This window comes from Agrobacterium sp. SORGH_AS_0745, from assembly GCF_030818995.1.
GTDB classification, from domain to species: Bacteria; Pseudomonadota; Alphaproteobacteria; order Rhizobiales; family Rhizobiaceae; genus Agrobacterium; species Agrobacterium tumefaciens.
In genome coordinates, this window is the sequence record NZ_JAUTBI010000003.1 from 1,688,058 (window position 1) to 1,705,996 (window position 17,939).

The 17,939-nt window shown below is 59.5% G+C and carries 17 protein-coding genes and 1 pseudogene; 13 read left to right on the forward strand and 5 right to left on the reverse strand.

All coding sequences use genetic code 11. The annotated features are described in order from the left end of the window. Positions 1 to 140 precede the first annotated feature (140 nt). The 9 genes from QE432_RS17965 (at position 141) to recO (ending at position 6,685) form a co-directional block, all read left to right on the forward strand. Positions 141 to 287: a hypothetical protein gene (locus QE432_RS17965; RefSeq protein ID WP_003496944.1), complete on the forward strand. Its 147-nt coding sequence runs from the start codon at positions 141 to 143 to the stop codon at positions 285 to 287. A gap of 446 nt (positions 288 to 733) precedes the next feature. After that, on the forward strand, positions 734 to 1,312 hold the full coding sequence (locus QE432_RS17970; RefSeq protein WP_065661184.1) for a DUF2062 domain-containing protein: 579 nt from the start codon (positions 734 to 736) through the stop codon (positions 1,310 to 1,312). Then, positions 1,309 to 1,713, forward strand: a complete 405-nt coding sequence (gene acpS, locus QE432_RS17975; protein ID WP_003512241.1) for a holo-ACP synthase — start codon at positions 1,309 to 1,311, stop codon at positions 1,711 to 1,713. The genes QE432_RS17970 and acpS overlap by 4 nt, the downstream gene beginning before the upstream one ends. Before the next feature lie 211 nt (positions 1,714 to 1,924). Beyond that, entirely contained in the window at positions 1,925 to 2,671 is a 747-nt protein-coding gene (gene lepB, locus QE432_RS17980; protein WP_003512243.1) for a signal peptidase I, read from the forward strand. After that, a complete protein-coding gene (gene rnc, locus QE432_RS17985; RefSeq protein WP_003512245.1) occupies positions 2,668 to 3,381 on the forward strand; it encodes a ribonuclease III in 714 nt (237 codons plus the stop codon). Before lepB ends, rnc begins: the two co-directional genes overlap by 4 nt. An 83-nt stretch (positions 3,382 to 3,464) precedes the next feature. After that, the gene (gene era / locus QE432_RS17990; protein ID WP_013635798.1) at positions 3,465 to 4,415 is read left to right on the forward strand and encodes a GTPase Era; all 951 of its coding nucleotides are present in this window, start codon (positions 3,465 to 3,467) and stop codon (positions 4,413 to 4,415) included. Positions 4,416 to 4,597: 182 nt separating this feature from the next. After that, positions 4,598 to 5,350: a Crp/Fnr family transcriptional regulator gene (locus QE432_RS17995; RefSeq protein WP_003512249.1), complete on the forward strand. Its 753-nt coding sequence runs from the start codon at positions 4,598 to 4,600 to the stop codon at positions 5,348 to 5,350. Positions 5,351 to 5,486: 136 nt separating this feature from the next. Continuing rightward, a complete protein-coding gene (locus QE432_RS18000) occupies positions 5,487 to 5,864 on the forward strand; it encodes a response regulator (RefSeq protein ID WP_306625166.1) in 378 nt (125 codons plus the stop codon). Between the two features lie 56 nt (positions 5,865 to 5,920). Next, the gene (recO, locus tag QE432_RS18005) at positions 5,921 to 6,685 is read left to right on the forward strand and encodes a DNA repair protein RecO (protein WP_025592903.1); all 765 of its coding nucleotides are present in this window, start codon (positions 5,921 to 5,923) and stop codon (positions 6,683 to 6,685) included. 2 nt (positions 6,686 to 6,687) lie between these two features. On the opposite strand, the gene QE432_RS18010 is transcribed toward recO, so the two are convergent. Continuing rightward, complete coding sequence (locus tag QE432_RS18010) at positions 6,688 to 7,902, reverse strand: MFS transporter (RefSeq protein ID WP_112155699.1); 1,215 nt, start codon at positions 7,900 to 7,902, stop codon at positions 6,688 to 6,690. Positions 7,903 to 8,078: 176 nt separating this feature from the next. Here QE432_RS18010 and QE432_RS18015 point away from each other — a divergent pair, with 176 nt between their 5' ends. Next, positions 8,079 to 8,813 carry a class I SAM-dependent methyltransferase gene (locus QE432_RS18015; protein WP_111803596.1) on the forward strand — a complete coding sequence of 245 codons (735 nt, stop codon included), beginning with the start codon at positions 8,079 to 8,081 and terminating at the stop codon, positions 8,811 to 8,813. A 31-nt stretch (positions 8,814 to 8,844) separates the two neighbouring features. Here QE432_RS18015 and QE432_RS18020 read toward each other — a convergent pair whose 3' ends face one another. The 4 genes and pseudogenes from QE432_RS18020 to QE432_RS18035 all read right to left on the reverse strand — a co-directional run bounded on the left by QE432_RS18020 (position 8,845) and on the right by QE432_RS18035 (position 14,906). Beyond that, on the reverse strand, positions 8,845 to 9,687 hold the full coding sequence (locus QE432_RS18020; protein ID WP_306625170.1) for an MOSC domain-containing protein: 843 nt from the start codon (positions 9,685 to 9,687) through the stop codon (positions 8,845 to 8,847). Between the two features lie 10 nt (positions 9,688 to 9,697). Further along, complete coding sequence (locus QE432_RS18025; protein WP_097102068.1) at positions 9,698 to 10,342, reverse strand: HD domain-containing protein; 645 nt, start codon at positions 10,340 to 10,342, stop codon at positions 9,698 to 9,700. Continuing rightward, positions 10,339 to 13,110, reverse strand: coding sequence for a DUF2339 domain-containing protein (locus tag QE432_RS18030; protein WP_306625173.1), 2,772 nt, complete (start codon positions 13,108 to 13,110; stop codon positions 10,339 to 10,341). Before QE432_RS18030 ends, QE432_RS18025 begins: the two co-directional genes overlap by 4 nt. 241 nt (positions 13,111 to 13,351) lie before the next feature. After that, positions 13,352 to 14,906: pseudogene (locus QE432_RS18035) on the reverse strand (VOC family protein). Positions 14,907 to 15,198: 292 nt separating this feature from the next. Here QE432_RS18035 and QE432_RS18040 point away from each other — a divergent pair. The 3 genes from QE432_RS18040 to QE432_RS18050 all read left to right on the forward strand — a co-directional run bounded on the left by QE432_RS18040 (position 15,199) and on the right by QE432_RS18050 (position 17,934). Next, the gene (locus tag QE432_RS18040; protein WP_306625176.1) at positions 15,199 to 16,242 is read left to right on the forward strand and encodes an ABC transporter substrate-binding protein; all 1,044 of its coding nucleotides are present in this window, start codon (positions 15,199 to 15,201) and stop codon (positions 16,240 to 16,242) included. Positions 16,243 to 16,330: 88 nt separating this feature from the next. Continuing rightward, entirely contained in the window at positions 16,331 to 17,119 is a 789-nt protein-coding gene (locus tag QE432_RS18045; protein ID WP_003512279.1) for an ABC transporter ATP-binding protein, read from the forward strand. Further along, positions 17,116 to 17,934 carry an ABC transporter permease gene (locus tag QE432_RS18050; protein WP_003512280.1) on the forward strand — a complete coding sequence of 273 codons (819 nt, stop codon included), beginning with the start codon at positions 17,116 to 17,118 and terminating at the stop codon, positions 17,932 to 17,934. Before QE432_RS18045 ends, QE432_RS18050 begins: the two co-directional genes overlap by 4 nt. The last annotated feature ends 5 nt before the right edge of the window (positions 17,935 to 17,939 follow it).

A 17,939-nucleotide genomic window follows, 5' to 3' on the forward strand; every position in this document is an offset into this window, starting at 1 on the left:
GCAGCGGCCTTTTACTGTCTCTGGTCGCGCATGTGGTTTGCGACTATCTTCCTTTCAGAAATTGAAAACGGAAAACGCGGCGTGCCGGTGGTCCTACCCCGATGAGAAACGCCATTTCCAAACTGAAAGGACATGAAATCATGTTTACTCCGCTTCGCAAGATCGCCCGTGCAGTTCGTGGCAAGACGACCCAGGAACGCGAATTCGAATATCTCAGCGGCTCCGTGTCGAATGTCGACCTCGAGTTCCGCCAGCGCGAAATCGACCGCGGCCTGTTCCGCCGGTAATGCACTCAGCGCATGGCAGCCGTTCGCCATGCGTATGGGACTTGGAAGGTGGGTGGCCGTTATCGGTCAGCTCCTTCTCGTGTCTCGTAAGGCTGTGTGAACGCGCGTTACGAACGGGCGTGCACCGCTGTCCGGTCTAAATGATAGGACATGCTGCTTTTGAAACGAATTTGACGGCGAGAGGTGGTTGTTTCCTTGACGTCATCCTTGGCTGGTCCCAGGGATCTGATAACCTCGCATTCAATCAATCGTTTGCAAATCCTCGGGACAAGCCTGAGGATGACGTCAGAGTGTTCGGCAAGGTTCGTATACTCGGTGATGCCACGGGGTGTGGGCGGAATTCCAGCTAAAGGTCGGAATGACGGGGAAAATATGCCTGCAAAAGAAATCCCCGTGTCGTATACGATGCTCTTGGCTCAGCCGGGGCGATGAAATAGACTGCCCTCATGCCGTTTCGCCGCCGTGAACCCGTTGGTTTTTCAGAGAAGATTCGTGACCTCTTTTGGCCGCGCACGGGTTTTACCCGTTCGCTGCGCTATATGAAGCTGCGTCTCCTGCGGTTGTCTGCGTCTCCGCATTCGATTGCCGCCGGTGTCGCGCTCGGTATCGGCGTGGCGTGGACACCGTTTCTCGGCGTGCATATCATTATCGCCATGGCGCTCGGTTTCCTCATGCGCGTCAATCTCGTCGCGGCAGCACTCGGCACCACCTTCGCCAATCCCCTGACATTTCCGTTCATCTGGGCGTCCACCTGGGAACTCGGGCATTTCCTGCTCGGACGACAGAAGGAGGCGGGGGGTGCGCATGTGGATTTCGTTGCGCTGTTCAGCCACCTCGAATTCCGGCAGATATGGAGGCCGGTGCTGGAACCCATGACCGTAGGTGCGCTTCTGCCCGCGGCCGTGAGCGCGGTCATCGCCTATATCACCGTCTATAGCCTCATCAGCGGTTTCCAGCGCCGCAAGATGGAAAATCTCGCGCATCGCGCCGCCAATAAAAACGCGTCTCTGGAGATGTTGAAATGATCCTTGGATTGGGCAGCGACCTGATCGATATCCGCCGCGTCGAACATTCGCTCACCCGTTTCGGTGAACGTTTCACGCACCGCTGTTTCACCGATATCGAGCGCGCCAAGTCCGATGGCCGCAAGAACCGCGCGGCATCCTACGCCAAGCGTTTCGCCGCCAAAGAAGCCTGTTCAAAGGCGCTCGGAACCGGCCTTGCGAACGGCGTTTTCTGGAAGGACATGGGGGTCGTCAATCTGCCGGGCGGCAAGCCGACCATGGCGCTCACCAACGGTGCCGCAGAAAGGCTGGCGGCCATGCTGCCCGCCGGTCACCGCGCCAATATCCATCTGACCATCACGGACGATTACCCTTACGCTCAGGCATTTGTGATTATCGAGGCGCTTCCCGTGAGCGACTGAGACCGGCGGCTGCCGCATTGGCGGCCTATTTGCAGGCGTATGACAGAAGCGCTTCCCTTCCGGCTGGAAAGGTTCTAGAGAAGTCGCAGAAATATGAAAGCGTCGCTGGCTGCGTGAAAAATTGCTTCACCCCGCCGCAGTCGCGAGCAACAACGGCCCGGACGCCTCCGTCAAATCGCAGGAACCGGTAAACAATCAGGCAGGTCTTTAAGTGTCCGAAAAAGCTGAAAAGAAGCAGAACGCCCTCTGGGAAAACGTCAAGGTCATCATTCAGGCGCTGCTGCTGGCCATGGTCATCCGCACCGTGCTGTTTCAGCCCTTCACGATCCCTTCAGGTTCGATGATGCCGACGCTGCTGGTAGGCGACTATCTTTTCGTCAACAAGTTCTCCTACGGCTATTCGAAATATTCGCTGCCCTTTTCGCCGAACCTGTTTTCCGGCCGTATCCTCGAATTCAGCAAGCCCAAGCGTGGCGATGTCGTGGTCTTCCGCCTGCCGCCCAATCCTGAAGTCGATTACATCAAGCGTCTCGTCGGCTTGCCCGGTGACCGCATCCAGGTGACGAACGGCGTGCTGTTCATCAACGGCCAGCCGGTTCCGAAGCAGCCTGATGGCACCTTCACCTCCGATTACCGTGCCGATCCGGGCGCCAATGTACCGGTGTTCCGCGAAACGCTCGATAATGGCGTCACCTTCGACACGCTCGACCAGTCGCCCGATTCGCGCGGCGACAACACCCGCGAATTCCTGGTGCCGGAAGGCCATTATTTCATGATGGGCGATAATCGCGACAACTCGCTCGACAGCCGTTTCGATGTCGGTTTCGTGCCGGAAGAAAACCTGATCGGCCGCGCCAGCGTCATCTTCTTCTCGCTGGGCAATGACACGCCGTTCAGCCGCATTTGGGACTGGCCGTCCAACATGCGCTGGGACCGTCTCTTCAAGGTTGTGGGATGAGCAAGACCAAGCCGCTGTCGATTGCGGAGATTTCCCGTCTCGAAGCGTTGATCGGATATGAATTCAAGGAAAAGGCCCGGCTCGACCGGGCCTTGACCCATGCGAGTGCCCGTTCCGCTGCGGCGGGCAATTACGAGCGGCTGGAGTTTTTGGGCGACCGCGTTCTCGGCCTTTGTGTTGCCGAGCTGTTGTTCTCCACCTTCCGCAACGCCAGCGAAGGTGAGCTTTCTGTTCGCCTCAACCAGCTTGTCAGCGCCGAATCCTGCGCCGCTATCGGCGACGAAATGGGCCTGCATAATTTCATTCGCACCGGATCGGATGTGAAGAAGCTGACCGGCAAGGCGATGCTGAACGTGCGCGCCGATGTGGTCGAAAGCCTGATCGCCACTCTTTATCTGGATGGTGGTCTGGAGGCATCCCGCAAGTTCATTCTGAAATACTGGCAGGGCCGCGCAACGCGCGTGGATGCCGGACGGCGCGATGCCAAGACTGAATTGCAGGAATGGGCGCATGCCAGATTTGCGGTTACGCCCGCTTATCGGGTTGACGATCGCTCCGGACCGGATCACGATCCCAGCTTCACCGTGACGGTGGAAATTCCCGGCGTGAAGCCGGAAACCGGCGTCGAACGTTCCAAGCGCGCAGCCGAACAGGTGGCAGCAACCAGATTGCTGGAACGCGAAGGCGTCTGGCAGAAAAGCTCCACCTAGAACTGAGCGCCCGAAAGATAGTGGCGCTAAAATCGAGCGCATGGCGAGCCTTGTGGCCGCATGTTGAATACCTCAGACCTTGAATGGATATCATGACCGATCACGAAAACCCCGCCGTTGCCGGCGAAGACATCGCCCTTCCGACCCGCTCCGGCTTCGTGGCCCTCATCGGCCCGACCAATGCCGGCAAGTCGACGCTGGTCAACAGGCTGGTGGGTGCAAAAGTTTCGATCGTCAGCCACAAGGTACAGACGACGCGCGCCGTTATGCGCGGCATCGCCATTCACAAAAATGCGCAGATTGTTTTCATGGACACGCCCGGCATCTTCAAGCCGCGCCGCAGGCTCGACCGCGCCATGGTCACTTCCGCCTGGGGCGGAGCGAAGGATGCGGATCTCATCCTGCTGCTGATCGACAGCGAACGCGGCCTGAAGGGTGACGCGGAAGCGATTCTCGAGGGGCTGAAGGATGTTCCGCAGAAGAAAATCCTCTGCCTTAACAAGATCGACCAGGTGAAGCGCGAAGATCTGCTGAAGCTTGCTGCCGCCGCTAATGAGCACGTGACCTTCGACCGGACCTTCATGATTTCGGCCACCAACGGTTCGGGCTGCGAAGACCTGATGGATTATCTGGTCGATACCCTGCCGGAAGGTCCGTGGTATTATCCGGAAGACCAGATTTCCGATCTTCCGATGCGCCAGCTTGCCGCCGAAATCACCCGCGAAAAGCTGTTCCTGCGTCTGCATCAGGAGCTTCCGTACGCCTCGCATGTCGAGACGGAGAAGTGGGAAGAACGCAAGGACGGCTCCGTGCGCATCGAGCAGGTGATCTATGTCGAGCGCGACAGCCAGAAGAAGATCGCTCTCGGCAAGAACGGCGACGCGATCAAGGCGATCTCCACCGCCTCGCGCAAGGAACTGTCTGAAATCCTCGAACAGCCGGTCCACCTCTTCCTGTTCGTCAAGGTTCGCGAAAACTGGGGCGACGACCCCGAACGTTTCCGCGAAATGGGCCTGGAATTTCCGCGGGGATAAGGCACATCCGGTTCCTCCCACATTCCTGTGACAGGCACAGGAATGTGGATGTGCCGGCCGGAAACGGAACGGCACACAACGAACATTCTTAATATCTTCAACCTTTTATCGGGAACCGAATGCATTCGGGTGGGTTGTTCCAAAACGATTGGGCGCAACCTTTTTTTCGATGATGGATATTCATGTCGCCAAAAAAACCGAACGGAATTTCCACCACCCCGTGTCAGCACTGTCCCTTGCGCGACCTGCCGCATTTCAGGGACTTTTCCTCTTCCGAACTGGATTTCGTCTCCCGTTTCAAGACAGGAGAACTGGCGGTCGAAAGCGGTTCCGTCATTTTGATGGAAGGGTCGCACAGCGCCCATCTCTACACTGTCCTTCAAGGCTGGGCTTTCCGTTATAAAACACTGGAAGACGGCAGGCGGCAGATCCTCAATTATGTCATGCCAGGCGATCTCGTCGGCCTGCAGGGCACGGTCATGGGGGAAATGCAGCATTCGGTGGAGGCGCTGTCGCCGGTGACACTGTGTGTCTTCGAGCGCTCGCGACTCAACAACCTCTTCACCGATCATCCGACCCTTGCCTATGACCTGACGTGGATTGCAGCAAGCGAGGAGCGCATGCTCGACAACCACTTGCTCAGCATCGGCCGACGCACAGCAATCGAGCGTGCTGCCTACCTCATCGCGTTCCTTTACAGCAAGGCAAAGGCGGTTAATCTCGTGCAAGGCGAAACGCCGATCCCGGTGACCCAGCAGCACGTTGCCGATACGCTCGGCCTCTCCATCGTCCACACCAACAAGACCTTGAGAAAGCTTGTCGATCGCGGTCTGATTCGCTGGACGGACAAGGGCTGTCTTGTGCTGGACGATGCCGGACTGAGCCATGTTGCCGGTTGGCAAAACGATGAAAAGCGGCCAAGACCCTTCATCTGATCTTTTTTCGACATGTCTTTTTTAAATGACGTTGGGTCCGTAATTTGCGAACTCTGTCGACATGGCGCTTGAAAATCACATTGGCGACAGCGGCGCAAATCCGTCTGGTTCCCTTCACGTTGAAAGAAGAAGAAACATGGTGCCACAACGCTGCATCATCGTTGAAGATGAATATCTGGTGGCGCTTGACGTCGAGGCGGTTCTCCAGTCCATCGGCGTTGAAACCATCACGATTGCGACGACACTTGCGCAGGCACAGGACGCATTAGGGCGGGATGGCGCCGATTGCGTGCTTCTCGATGTCAGCCTTTCCGACGGCAAGAGTTACGATTTTGCCCGCCACCTGCGCGATCACGGAATTCCCTTCGGTTTCGTCAGCGGTTATGGCGACACGAGTGGTTTTCCCGAAGATCTCGTGCATGCGCCCTTGCTGGGCAAGCCTTTCGGTGAAAACGAAATCGCCGATTTCGTGACGACGCTCGTTGCTGCGGCGCGTGACACCGGAAAAGAATAACGTTTCGCCGTCAGATCGGTTATGATCGGGCTTGAATCGGAATTCGGACAGATTTCATGCAGTGGCAGGACGAGGCAATCATTCTCGGCGTAAAGCGTCATGGCGAGACCAGCGTCATCGCCGAGGTGATGACCCGTTTGCGCGGCCGCCATCTCGGGATGGTGCGCGGCGGGCGCTCCCGCAGCATGCAGCCGGTGCTGCAGGCGGGAAACCGAGTGGATGTGATCTGGCGGGCGCGGCTTGACGACCATCTCGGCGAATTCCGCATTGAGCCTTTGCAGTTGCGGGCGGCGCAACTGATGGAAACGGCAACCGCGGTGTATGGCGTGCAGGCCATGGGCGCGTTGCTGCGCCTTTTGCCGGAGCGTGACCCGCATCCGCATCTCTATCAGGCGCTCGACGTCATTCTCGACAATCTCCATGATCCGGTCGATGCTGGCGAATTGTTCGTTCGTTTCGAACTGGCGGTGTTGAACGATCTCGGTTTTGGTCTCGATCTAACGGAATGCGCGGCAACGGGCCTGCGCACCGATCTCATCTATGTATCGCCCAAAACGGGCAGGGCGGTCTGTAGTACGGCGGGGGCGCCCTATGCGGCGCGTATGCTTTCGCTTCCCGCTTTCCTGAGCGAAGGTCAGTCGAAGGCCGCCGATCGCGACAGCCTCGCGGCCGCCTTCCGTCTCACCGCCCATTTCCTCAACCGCCATGTTTATGATCCACGCGGCCTCAATGAAAACGCCGCCCGCGACGGTTTCGTGCAGGCGGCGTTGAAGGCACTGGAGCGCAAGGCGGTGCTGCCTGCGCTCGATAAGGCGGTATAGCCTCAGGCCATTGCTGGCCGAGGTGCGGGTCGTTCCTGAATAGGCCAATGCACGATGGCCGCAAAAATACCCATGCCGACGCCGAGCCACCAGACGAGATCGTAGGAGCCGAGCTTGTCGTAAAGGAAGCCGCCGAGCCAGACACCGAGGAACGAGCCGATCTGATGCGACAGGAATACGACGCCACCCAGCATGCCGAGATGGCGCGTGCCGAACATGATCGCCACCAGCGCATTGGTTGGCGGCACGGTGGAAAGCCACAGGATGCCCATCACGGCCGCGAAGATGATGACTGAAAGCGGTGACTGCGGCAGAAGCAGGAAGGCGGTGACGGCGATTGAGCGGGCGATATAGATATAGGCCAGCAGATAGGGTTTCGAATAACGCTGGGCGATGACGCCGGCGGCCAGCGATCCGATGATGTTAAAGAAGCCGATCAGCGCCATGGCGATGACCGCATAGCGGGGTTCGATGCCGATATCGCCGAGATAGGCCGGAAAATGCGCGGTGATGAAGGCCACCTGAAAACCGCAGACGAAAAAGCCGGTGGTCAAAAGCAGATAGCTCTTGTGGCCCAGCGCTTCTCTTAGCGCCTCGCCTGCCGTCTGCTTGAATTGCGTCTGTGACTGGCTGCCGGACGAGGAATTGCCACGCATCGGATAGGCCAGCAGTGGCACCAGCATCATCATCACGGCAAGCCAGACGAGACTGTCCGACCAGCCATAGGTGGAAATCAGGCCCTGGCTGATTGGCGCAAACAGGAACATGCCCGCCGATCCCGCCGCGGTGCCGATGCCGAAGGCAAGCGAGCGTTGCTGCGGCGTAACATGCCGCGCGAAGGCCGAAAGAATGACGCTGAACGAACCAGCTGCAATGCCAAGCCCGACAAGCACGCCACCACCGAAATGCAGCCAGAAGGGCGAAGTGCCGAAGGACATGCAGATGAGGCCAGCCGCATAGAGAAAGCCGGAAAGCACGAGCACACGGCCGGTGCCGAATTTATCGGCGATGGCGCCGAAGAATGGCTGGCCTAGACCCCAGAACAGGTTCTGCAACGCCATGGCAAGTCCGAAGGTGGAGCGGTCCCAGCCGGTATCGGCCAGCATGGGTAGCTGGAAAAAGCCCATCGCCGAGCGTGGCCCGAAGGTCATGACCGCGATCAGCGACCCGGCGACGATGATCGCCCAGGGCATGGTTTGGCGTGTGGCTTGCGACATGAAACTCTCCCGATGCAGCGCCTCGCCTCGTGGGACGCTGTGCCGCAAAATTCCCCTTTGATGAGAGGAATATTATCTTTTGCAAGGCTGCCCCACTAGCAACTTTTCTTGACGGCACTATTCGTGCGATTGATGAGACACTCAGGTGAAATGCCATCGGGCAAGGTGAGGCAACGATGAAGCAGAATATTTACGACGACCCGCAGTTTTTCGAGCGCTACAGCGCCATGCCACGCTCTCTGGAGGGACTGCGTCAGGCGGGCGAATGGCATGAGCTGCGCGCCATGTTGCCAGCGCTGAAAGACAAGACAGTTCTTGATCTCGGTTGCGGTTTTGGCTGGCATTGCCGCCATGCCGTAGAGCAGGGCGCGGCGCATGTCGTCGGGGTCGATCTGTCGGAAAATATGCTGCGCCGCGCCGCTGAGATAAACGGCGGCCCCGGCATCGAATATCGCCGCGCCGCGATCGAGGACATCGATTTTGCGCCGGAAAGCTTCGATCTGGTACTGAGCTCACTCGCTCTGCACTACGTCCGCGACCTCGATGCGGCATTCGCGAGAGTTTTCTCCGTGTTGAAATCCGGCGGCGACTTTGTCTTTTCCATCGAGCATCCCGTGTTCACGGCGCTGGACAAACAGGACTGGTTCTACGGCGAAGATGGCGAAATACTGCACTGGCCGCTCGATAACTATCAGAACGAGGGCGTGCGCCATTCCAACTGGATGGCGGATGATGTCGTCAAATATCACCGCACGGTGTCAAGCATTCTCAACGCCCTGCTGACTTCAGGCTTTGCGATCACGCGGCTCGCGGAACCGAGGCCCGATCCCGCCCTGCTGGCGGAGCGGCCGGAGATGAAACACGAAGACCGCCGTCCGATTTTCCTGATCGTCGGTGCGAAGAAGCCTTGATACGAGATCGTGAGATGCATCGCCCAGCAGCTTAACGCCTCTTGATCGCCCAGCCGTCCGGCCGTTCCTCGACTACCTTTGCCGCATCCCCAACAGCTAGCCTGCCTTCGCCGCGCGGTGTGACATTCCAGCCGAAGAGCGGGCCGGGCACGCGCCGGTCGCCGGACATGCGGATGCGGCCCATGGCCTTCATGGGGGAAGGTACATCGCGCGAGCCGGTGATCTGGTCCTGTGTCGTCATGATGCAGCGGGCGCAGGGCTTGACGAGGTCGAAACGGATGCCGCCGATCTCGATCGCCGCCCAGCGATCCTCCGCCCACGGCTCGTCCGTTTCCAGCACGATATTGGGCCGGAACCGCTCCATGCCAACGGCGTCCTCGCCATTTGCACGCATATTGTCGTTAAGGGCTGCAAGTGAAGCGGTGGTGGTGACGAGGATCTGGTAACCGTCCGCAAAGGTGACGGGCGTTTCGTTGCCGGTCCATTCACGGCTCGCGATGCGTTTTGCGATGTCATCGAAGAACACCAGCTTCACCTCGCGCCCAAGCCACTCAGACAATGTGTCGTTGGTTTCGCTATCGGCGATATTGGCGCTGACGATCGATTTCCACACGGCCACATCCATTCGCTGCCCGGAAGGCCTGGCGAAAATCTCGCCACCTGCTTCCCGCGAAAGCACCATGCCGCCATCCGCGTGCTGTGCCAGAACCGTGGCAATATCAGGCAATTCGCGCTGGGTGATGAAGTGGCCCGAAGGGTCGGTCAGCATGGCGCGCCGGTCGCCGGGCAGGCCTTCCGCCGAAACATCGCTTTTCGAGAGGACAATGCCGCGCGCGCTTTTCAGCGGGTAGATGTTGAGTTCGGTCACACGCATTCAGGTCTCCTCAGATTTCGTCGAGAAACAGGTCCAGCACCTGTTTCAGCCGCTCATGGCGGGCCTTTGCCAGTTCTCGCCCGGTTTCGGTGCGGAAACCATCCGCAAGCTTGAACAGCTTGGTTTCGAAATGGTCGATGGCGAAGGCGCGATCATCAAGCGGACGGTCCTTTGCCAGTGGATCGGCCGGGTCGTAGAGCGCCGAACCCATGCGCCCGGCAATATAAAAGCAACGCGCGGCACCCACCATGCCGATGGCGTCCAGCCGGTCGGCATCCTGTAGGATCTTTGCCTCCAGCGTCTGCGGCTCGATATTGGCGGAAAAACTATGTGTGGTGATGGCATGCGCGGCGGCGTCAATATCGGCCTGACGCCAGCCAAGCCCGGCCAGAATGCCGGAGGCTTTTTCCGCCGCAAGGCGTGAGGCCTGCGCGCGAAGCGGCGAGTTCTTCTCCACCGCCACGCAATCATGCAAAAGCACGCTGGCCGCAAGCACCGTGCCATCGCCGCCTTCGCCCGCATGGATGCGCATGGCGTTGCGGAAGACGCGGTGGATATGGGCAAGATCGTGCGAGCCGTCACCCGCATCGGCGGCATGCGGGATAAGGTCCTGCGCAAGCGCCGCATAGGGCGCAAAAGCCTCAGCCGGGATCATGTCTTCGGCTGCCGGGTGAGGATTTTCTGATAGAACAGACCGATGCCGATCAGCACGGCGCCAAGCCCGATGAAGGACAGCGCCCGCAGCACGCCCTCAAGATTGCTCATGTCGATCAGGAATGCCTTGGCGACGGAGATCAGCACGAAGGCAGCGGATGCCAGACGCAGGCTGCGGGCATTGAAGCGCGAACCGACGATGAGCAGCAATACGCCGATCAACAGCCAGACCACCGAGTAGCTGTAGGTCTCGCCCTGCAGGAAGCCTTTCCAGTTGGCAATGTTTTCACCCTGCCAGAAACGGCGGACCGAAAGCGTGGCCCAGGCAAAGCCAAGTGCGGCACCCGCCACGGCCAGCAGGCTGACATAGGCTGCAGGCCGCTTGCCGCGTGCGTAATAGGCAAGGCCGCCATAGGCAAGCGCCGGCAGCAGGTAACCGATCAGCAGCAGGTTGAGGAACGGGATGCGGCCGGTATTTTCGCCGGTGAAATAGGGGTTCAGCGTGAAGAAATGCATCACCAGCACGTTGATGACGGCGATAACGCCTGCAATCATCGAGCCGTAACGGAAGACGGGGCTGGGGCTCTTCAAATCGAGCGTCATCAGTACGCCTGAAAAACCGATGGTCAGCAGCGTATAGATCGACTGTTCGCCAAGCGTCGGCACGCTTTCGTCCAGTGTGCCGCCATTCATCGCATGGCGAATGAGGATTGCGACCGCCAGCAGGCCCATCAGGCTGGCGATGGCCTGCAGGAAGTTCTTTGCCCGGAAGCCCGGCCAGTCGCGCAGCATCCAGGCGGAGACGATAGCGAGCAGCGCCGGAATGCCGTAACCCGGCAGAAGCGCGTTGAAGACCGGCGTGAGCCCAAGATTTTGCGGCCCGACGATGGTCGGCTCCCAGGCGATGCGGCCGAGAACGGCGACGCTTGCAATCGCCATGACCCAGGGCAGCACATCCCAGTTGCGCTGGCGGGTTGCCAGCACATAACCGAAACCGATGACGGAAAGCAGTATGGTTGTCGTAAGCCCCTCAGTCAGCGTGTGCAGGCTTAGCGCGAATGCGGCAAAGGAGCCGAGCACGAGGATGTTGAGCGGCTTGCGATAGGCCTCGTTGTTTTGTCGGTGCAGCCATTCTGCAGCGGCGATCAGCAGGAAACCGAGGCCGAGGCCATAGGCTGCATGCAGCCAGTCACGACCGAGATTTCCATATTCGACGAAGCTCGCGGTTCCGAGCCAGACCGGGAAGAGAGCTGCAATCCCCGCCCAGAGCTGGGCGAAATCCGGATCGTCCGCGCCCTTGCGTTTGAGGAAGGAAAAACCGCAGAGCAAAAGAATGGCGCCAAGACCAAGCGCCATGGCGATTTCAGCCATGTAGCCGGTTCGAACCGGCGGCAGCGCAATCGAGGTATCGTTGATGATGCCGATAAAATCGAGCCCGGAGCGAGACATCACCGAGACCGCAGCCTGCGCGCCAAGTGCTGCGATGATGGCGGGCCAGACCGCGTTGCGGCGGGAAGCACCAAGGGCCGCCAGCCCTGCGATGAGCGCTGAGACAATCACGGCCGGATGAAGGTCGATGCCTGCGCCGATGACGAGAAAGCTGAATGCCGGCAGGATCACGGCCATTGAGACGGTGAGATTGATGGCAAGCGACGGGCGCAGCAAAAGCCGCATGGCGCGAACGGCGCGCCGCCCGGAAGTTACGGTTTCTCCCGTTTCGGCAGGTGCTGTGTCGAAATAGCGTCCGGGCCAGAGGAAGATCGTACCCGCCAGCATGACGAGCAGCGCAAGGACCGGAGGTGCGGCACTGATCGTGTCGGCGATGGCGATATAGCCGAGCGCCCAGAGGCCGAGACCGGCATTGGCAAGCGAGGGAGCCACGGTCCAGCGCTGCCTGCGCGCGGCAGCAGCTGTCGCGAGCCAGGAGATCGTCAGGAAGATGAACAGCGCCCAGACATCAGGCGTTTCAGTGGCGATCAGCGCAGGCGTCAGCATCGAACCCAAAAGGCCAAGACCGGCGAGCGCCTGCCCGTGCAGAAGTGAAAGGCCAATAGTGGCGAAGGCGACAAGCCCGAGCAGGATGAAAGCGGTGGTGGGGCTTATGTAGTCGTAAATGCCGTAGGCCGCATAAACCACGCCGAACAGCGTCAATGCGCCGGCGGCCGTCAGCACGCCCGGTATCATGGCGTTGGAATAGGTCGTAGCGATGCCCGGCACGGCCTTGCGGCGGATCGCCTCGCCGGCAAGCCCAAGACCGAGGCCGAAAATGGCGGCGAGCGAAAGCCGCACGGCCGGGCTCAGGAGCCCAGACTCGATCGAATATTTGATCAGGAAAATGCCGCCGAGCGCCAGCGCCAGCCCACCTGCCCACACTGCCCAGCGTGCGCCCAGCAGACTTTCGAAGCTTTCCTTCGTGGCTGACGCGGATGCGGCCTCAGTGGAAAGCGCACTTGTCTCTTCCGCGCTGGCAAGGTTCTCCGCCGGCGCCATGGCCGCGGCCATTTCGGTTTCGGACGGATATTCCGTTTCGACGAACTCTTCTTCCGGCAAAGCCCGGTTTTCTTCTTCCGCCCTGAAATCTGGGTTTTCCGCGGCTGCATCCGCCTCCGCCTGTGCGGCAAGAGGAGAGGCCGCCCCGGTGGCCATCAGCCCCTTCAGGCCGTTAACCTCACGCTCCAGCGACTTGATGCGGCTTGAATTGCGGATGCTTGCGACCAGCGTATAGATGAAGGCTGCGATGACGGCGAGGATGAGAAACGGGATTTCCAAACAGACTCTCCAATTACTAAGCTGTTTTTAAAGCCGTTTTGGCGAATTTATGCAAGGCTTGGTTGAGGGATGCGGGAGGTTGCCGTTTGTTTCTTCTCCCCGCCGGGGAGACGGTGGCCCGAAGGGTCGGATGAGGGGAAAACGTTGCCCAATCTCACGGCCTTTGCCCCTTATACCGCTGCCGTGGCTTTCTGGCCGGCGGGGGAGACTAAATCACGAGGCAACGCAGTATTGTCAGATGTCACGCCGCAAGCCAGTGCCGTGCCGCTTCGATATCGGCAAACCCAAGATCGTGACCGTCATCGATCATTTGCAGTTCTGCCCGCGCGCCGCCGGCCACAAGCCTGCCTTGCACATCTGCCGCTCTGTCGCGATATTTGTCGCGTTCTCCGGCTACGAGCAGGAAGTTGCGTCCGGTAAGATCACTTTCCGGCCATCTATCGAGAATCGGCAACGGGCGATAAAGCAGCGCATCCCCGGCAAGCTCCGGGTAGAGTGCCGCAAAGGCCGCATAGAAATTTGCGCCGTTGGAATGGCCGATGAAGCGCAGCTTCGAACGATCCAGACCATAGGACCGAATGGCGCCGTCAATGAAGGCGGCAAAGGCTTCCGCTTCCGAGACGATATCCTTCTGGTCGAAGCTGAAATCGGGCAGACGCCGGAACCAGCGGGCGATGTCTTCCTCCGTGCTGCGGCCACGCACGCCGAGAAGCGTGGCGCCCGGAGCAGCCCGGTGCGCCAGCGGCATCAGGCTGGTTTCACTGCCGCCGGAACCGTGCAGCAGGATGATGGGTGCTGCCATCCGGCTTTTCGGGCGTATAGAAGCGGTGCACGAAGGGCAGGTCGCGATAGACGATACGTTCTTCGCCCGGCATCGAAAATTGCGGCAGCGCAACGCGCACATCCGCTTCGTCCTTCATGAAGAGTGGCGGGATGAACAAATTTTCGCCGAGTGCCTCCAGCGGCTCGTCCACGGTCATGCCGGGAGCGTCGGTCGCCATTTCAATCAGCACGCCGCCCGGTTCGCGGACATAAAGCGAGTGGAAATACTTCCGGTCGTGGGCATTCGTGGTGCTGGAATTCAGCGATTTCAGCTCGGCCAGAACCGCGTTCAACTCGTCCAGATCCTTCGCGCGGAAAGCGATGTGGTCAACAGTGCCGGTGCCCGGGGCGCTGGACCAGAAGCCGGTCGCGTCGCGCACGTCGATGATGTCGCTGCTTTGCGATATGAGCCGGCGGATCGCGCCTGTCTGGCTTTCCTGCCGGTAGCCGAAATATCTTGTAAGGAACGCCACGGTTTCTTCCGGCACCTCGCTCAGCATCGTCGCGCCATAAATCCGGCGAATGGCGTCTTCTGCAGGGATGTCGTTTGTCACATGCGGCGTGGCATCGGCGAAGGCGTTCGTGCCGACCAGCTTGACGATCAGGCCGTCAGGGTCTTTCAACCGGATGACAGGGGTCCCGAATTCGTCGGATGGGCCCTCCGCGCGGATGCCGAATTTCAGCGCGCGCGTCAGCCAGAAACCAATGCTGGCAGGGTCGATCGCCAGTGAAACTTCCAGCGTCTGGCCATAACCCACGCGGCCCTGCCCACCGTCTTCCCAGACGAGGAAGGTCAAAAGCGAGCCGGGCGAGGCGTTTCCATCGCCGTAAAGCAGGTGAAGCTGCATGGCATCTTCAAAACCGGCAGTGCGTTTGACGAGCCTTAAGCCCAGAAAGCCGGCGTAAAAATCGACATTCGCCTGCACCTTCCGGGTGATCATCGTGATGTGGTGTATGCCCAGTGCAGAATTCATCTTGCCGTCCCCGCCGTTTTGCCTGCTGTTTGTGGCCCTATTTGTCCCACGCTGCGCCTGATCCGCAACCCCGGCAAGTGAGAACGCTGTGTTCGCTGCGTGAACGATATTGCTGTCGCTTCGTTGCATGCGGGATGGGCAAAAATCGGGCTTTTTGCCCGCCGGCTGACCAGGAATGCCTTTAAAATAAGCATACAGAATAACGGCTATTTTGTATGCAATTTTATCTTGCCTTGATGGCTGGAATTGGGTCTTATGCAACCAATCCAACCATAACCATCAGGGGGAACAGATGATATTAACGCGTAGGTTGTTGTCGAGAGCTCTGGCCATTGCTGCAGTCGGTGCCGCTGCCGGGCTGTCGCTGCCGGTAACGAGCGCCCATGCCGAAACGCCGGTGAAATTCACGCTCGACTGGAAATTCGAGGGACCTGCCGCAGGTTTCCTCCTGGCGCTGGACAAGGGATACTTCAAGGCCGAAGGCCTCGACGTGACGATCGACAGCGGCAACGGCTCGGTGGAGGCTATTCCGCGCGTGGCAACCGGCGCTTACCAGATGGGTTTCGGCGACATCAATTCGGTGATCAAGTTCCTCGATGAGGATCCGAGCCAGAAGGTCAAGGCCGTTTACATGGTCTATGAACGCCCGACATTTGCCGTCGTCGGCCGCAAGTCGCTTGGTGTGACTGGCGACCCGAAGTCGCTGGAAGGCAAGAAGCTCGGCGCGCCACCGCCGGATGGCGCTTTTGCGCAATGGCCAGCCTTCAAGCAGGTCGCGGGGCTGGACGACAGCAAAATCAAGATCGAATCGATCGGCTTTCCGGTGCGTGAGCCGATGCTCGCCAAGGGCGATGTCGACGGCGTCTTCGGTTTTGCATTTTCGGTGATCCTCAACCTGAAAAAACAGGGCATTGCCGATGACGATATCTCGACCATCCTGATGGCCGAGCATGGCTTGAATCTTTATGGCAATGCCGTGGTGGTAAACACTGATTTTGCTGAGAAAAACCCAGATGCCGTCAAGGGTTTCCTCAAGGCGCTGGCCAAGGGCTTCGCCGATTCCGTCAAGACCCCTGAAGAGGGTGTGGCGGCCGTGCTCAAGCGTAACGAGACGCTCGACAGCGCGATTGAGCTGGAACGCCTCAACATGGCCAACAGCATGAACATCAAGACGCCCTATGTGGTGGAAAATGGCATGGGCGGCGTCGATCCGGCCCGGCTTGCTGCCTCCCTCGAGACCCTGAAAGTTTCCATGGGTCTGAAAGGCAACGTCAAGGCAGAGCAGGTCTTCGACGCGGCTTACCTGCCGCCCAAGGAAGAGCGCATGCTTCCCTGATTGATGTCACGGCGACCGCCCGGATCGCTTGCCGGTCCGGGCGGTTTGCAATTTTTAAATAGCATGGGGGGCTGAAAAGGGGACTGCGATGTCACATCTCGTGGAAATAGACAATGTCGACATGCGTTACGGCGGGGCGGCCGGAACGCTGGCTGTATCCGGCCTCAACCTGACGGTCGACAAGGGGGAATTCGCTGCTGTCGTCGGCCCGTCGGGCTGCGGCAAGTCGACCCTGATGAAGCTGGTAACGGGGCTGCACATTCCGCAAAAGGGCAATGTCATCGTGGCCGGGCGGCAGGTCACGGAACCGGTTTCCATTGTCGGCATGGCGTTTCAGAACCCGACGATGCTGCCCTGGCGCACGACGCTCGAAAATATCCTGCTGCCGCTGGAGATCGTTGAGAAACACCGCCGGCGTCTGCGCGCGCATAAGGCCGAATATGTCGCCAAAGCCGAACGCCTGCTGGAAATCGTCGGCCTCAAAGGCTTCGGCTCGAAATTCCCCTGGCAGCTTTCCGGCGGCATGCAGCAGCGCGCCAATCTCTGCCGCGCATTGATCCACGAGCCGGACCTTCTCATGCTGGATGAGCCCTTCGGCGCGCTCGACGCCTTCACCCGCGAGGAACTGTGGTGTGTCATCCGCGATCTGCATACGGCGCAGCGGGTTACCATCATTCTGGTGACGCATGACCTGCGCGAAGCGACCTTTCTCGCCGACAAGATTTTCGTGATGAGTGCAAGGCCGGGCCGCGTGCTGGCGGAACACCGCGTGCCTTTTGCGCGACCGCGCCAGCTGGATATCATGTATGACAAGGGTTTCAACGACATGGTGCAGGAACTGCATGGCGAGATAGCGCAGGCGAGGGTGGCGGCATGAGTGCGTTTGTGGAAAGCAGCATGGCAACCGCGCCGTCGAAACCGCTGATCGCCCGGGTCAACTGGGTGAAGGCCGCCCCCTGGCTCTATACGCTGGCGCTGTTTGCAATGTGGGAGCTGCTGGTCTACGCGTTGAAAATGCCGCCAACCATTCTGCCGTCGCCCGTGCGTGTGGGGCAGGCCATCGTGCAATATTGGTCGCCGATCTGGAAGAACTCACTGCAGACGCTCTATACCACCACGCTCGGTTTTGCGATCGCCGTCGCGGCGGGTCTCGCCATCGGCCTCTTTATCGGCTGGTCGAAAACCATCTATGCCGGGCTTTATCCGCTGATGATCGGTTTTAACGCCATCCCCAAAGTGGCGCTGGTGCCGATCCTCGTCATCTGGTTCGGCATCGGCACTGTTCCTGCGGTTCTGACTGCGTTCCTGATTTCCTTCTTCCCTATCGTCGTCAACGTCGCGACCGGTTTGGCCACCATCGAGCCGGAAACGGAGGACGTGCTGCGCGCACTTGGCGCCAGGAAGATGGATATCATGCTGAAGGTCGGCATTCCGCGCTCCATGCCTTACTTCTTCGGCTCGCTGAAAATCGCCATCACGCTCGCCTTCGTCGGCTCGGTCGTATCGGAAACCGTCGCCTCCAATTATGGCCTCGGTAATATGATGAGTTCGGCGCAAAGCCAGTTCAACGTCCCACTGGTCTTTGCCGGTCTGTTGATGCTCGCCGTGGAAGGTATCGTCATGTATGCGATCATGGCCTGGCTCGAAAAGCGCATGACCGGCTGGGCGCATCGCTCGACCATGGGGCAGTGAGCGGG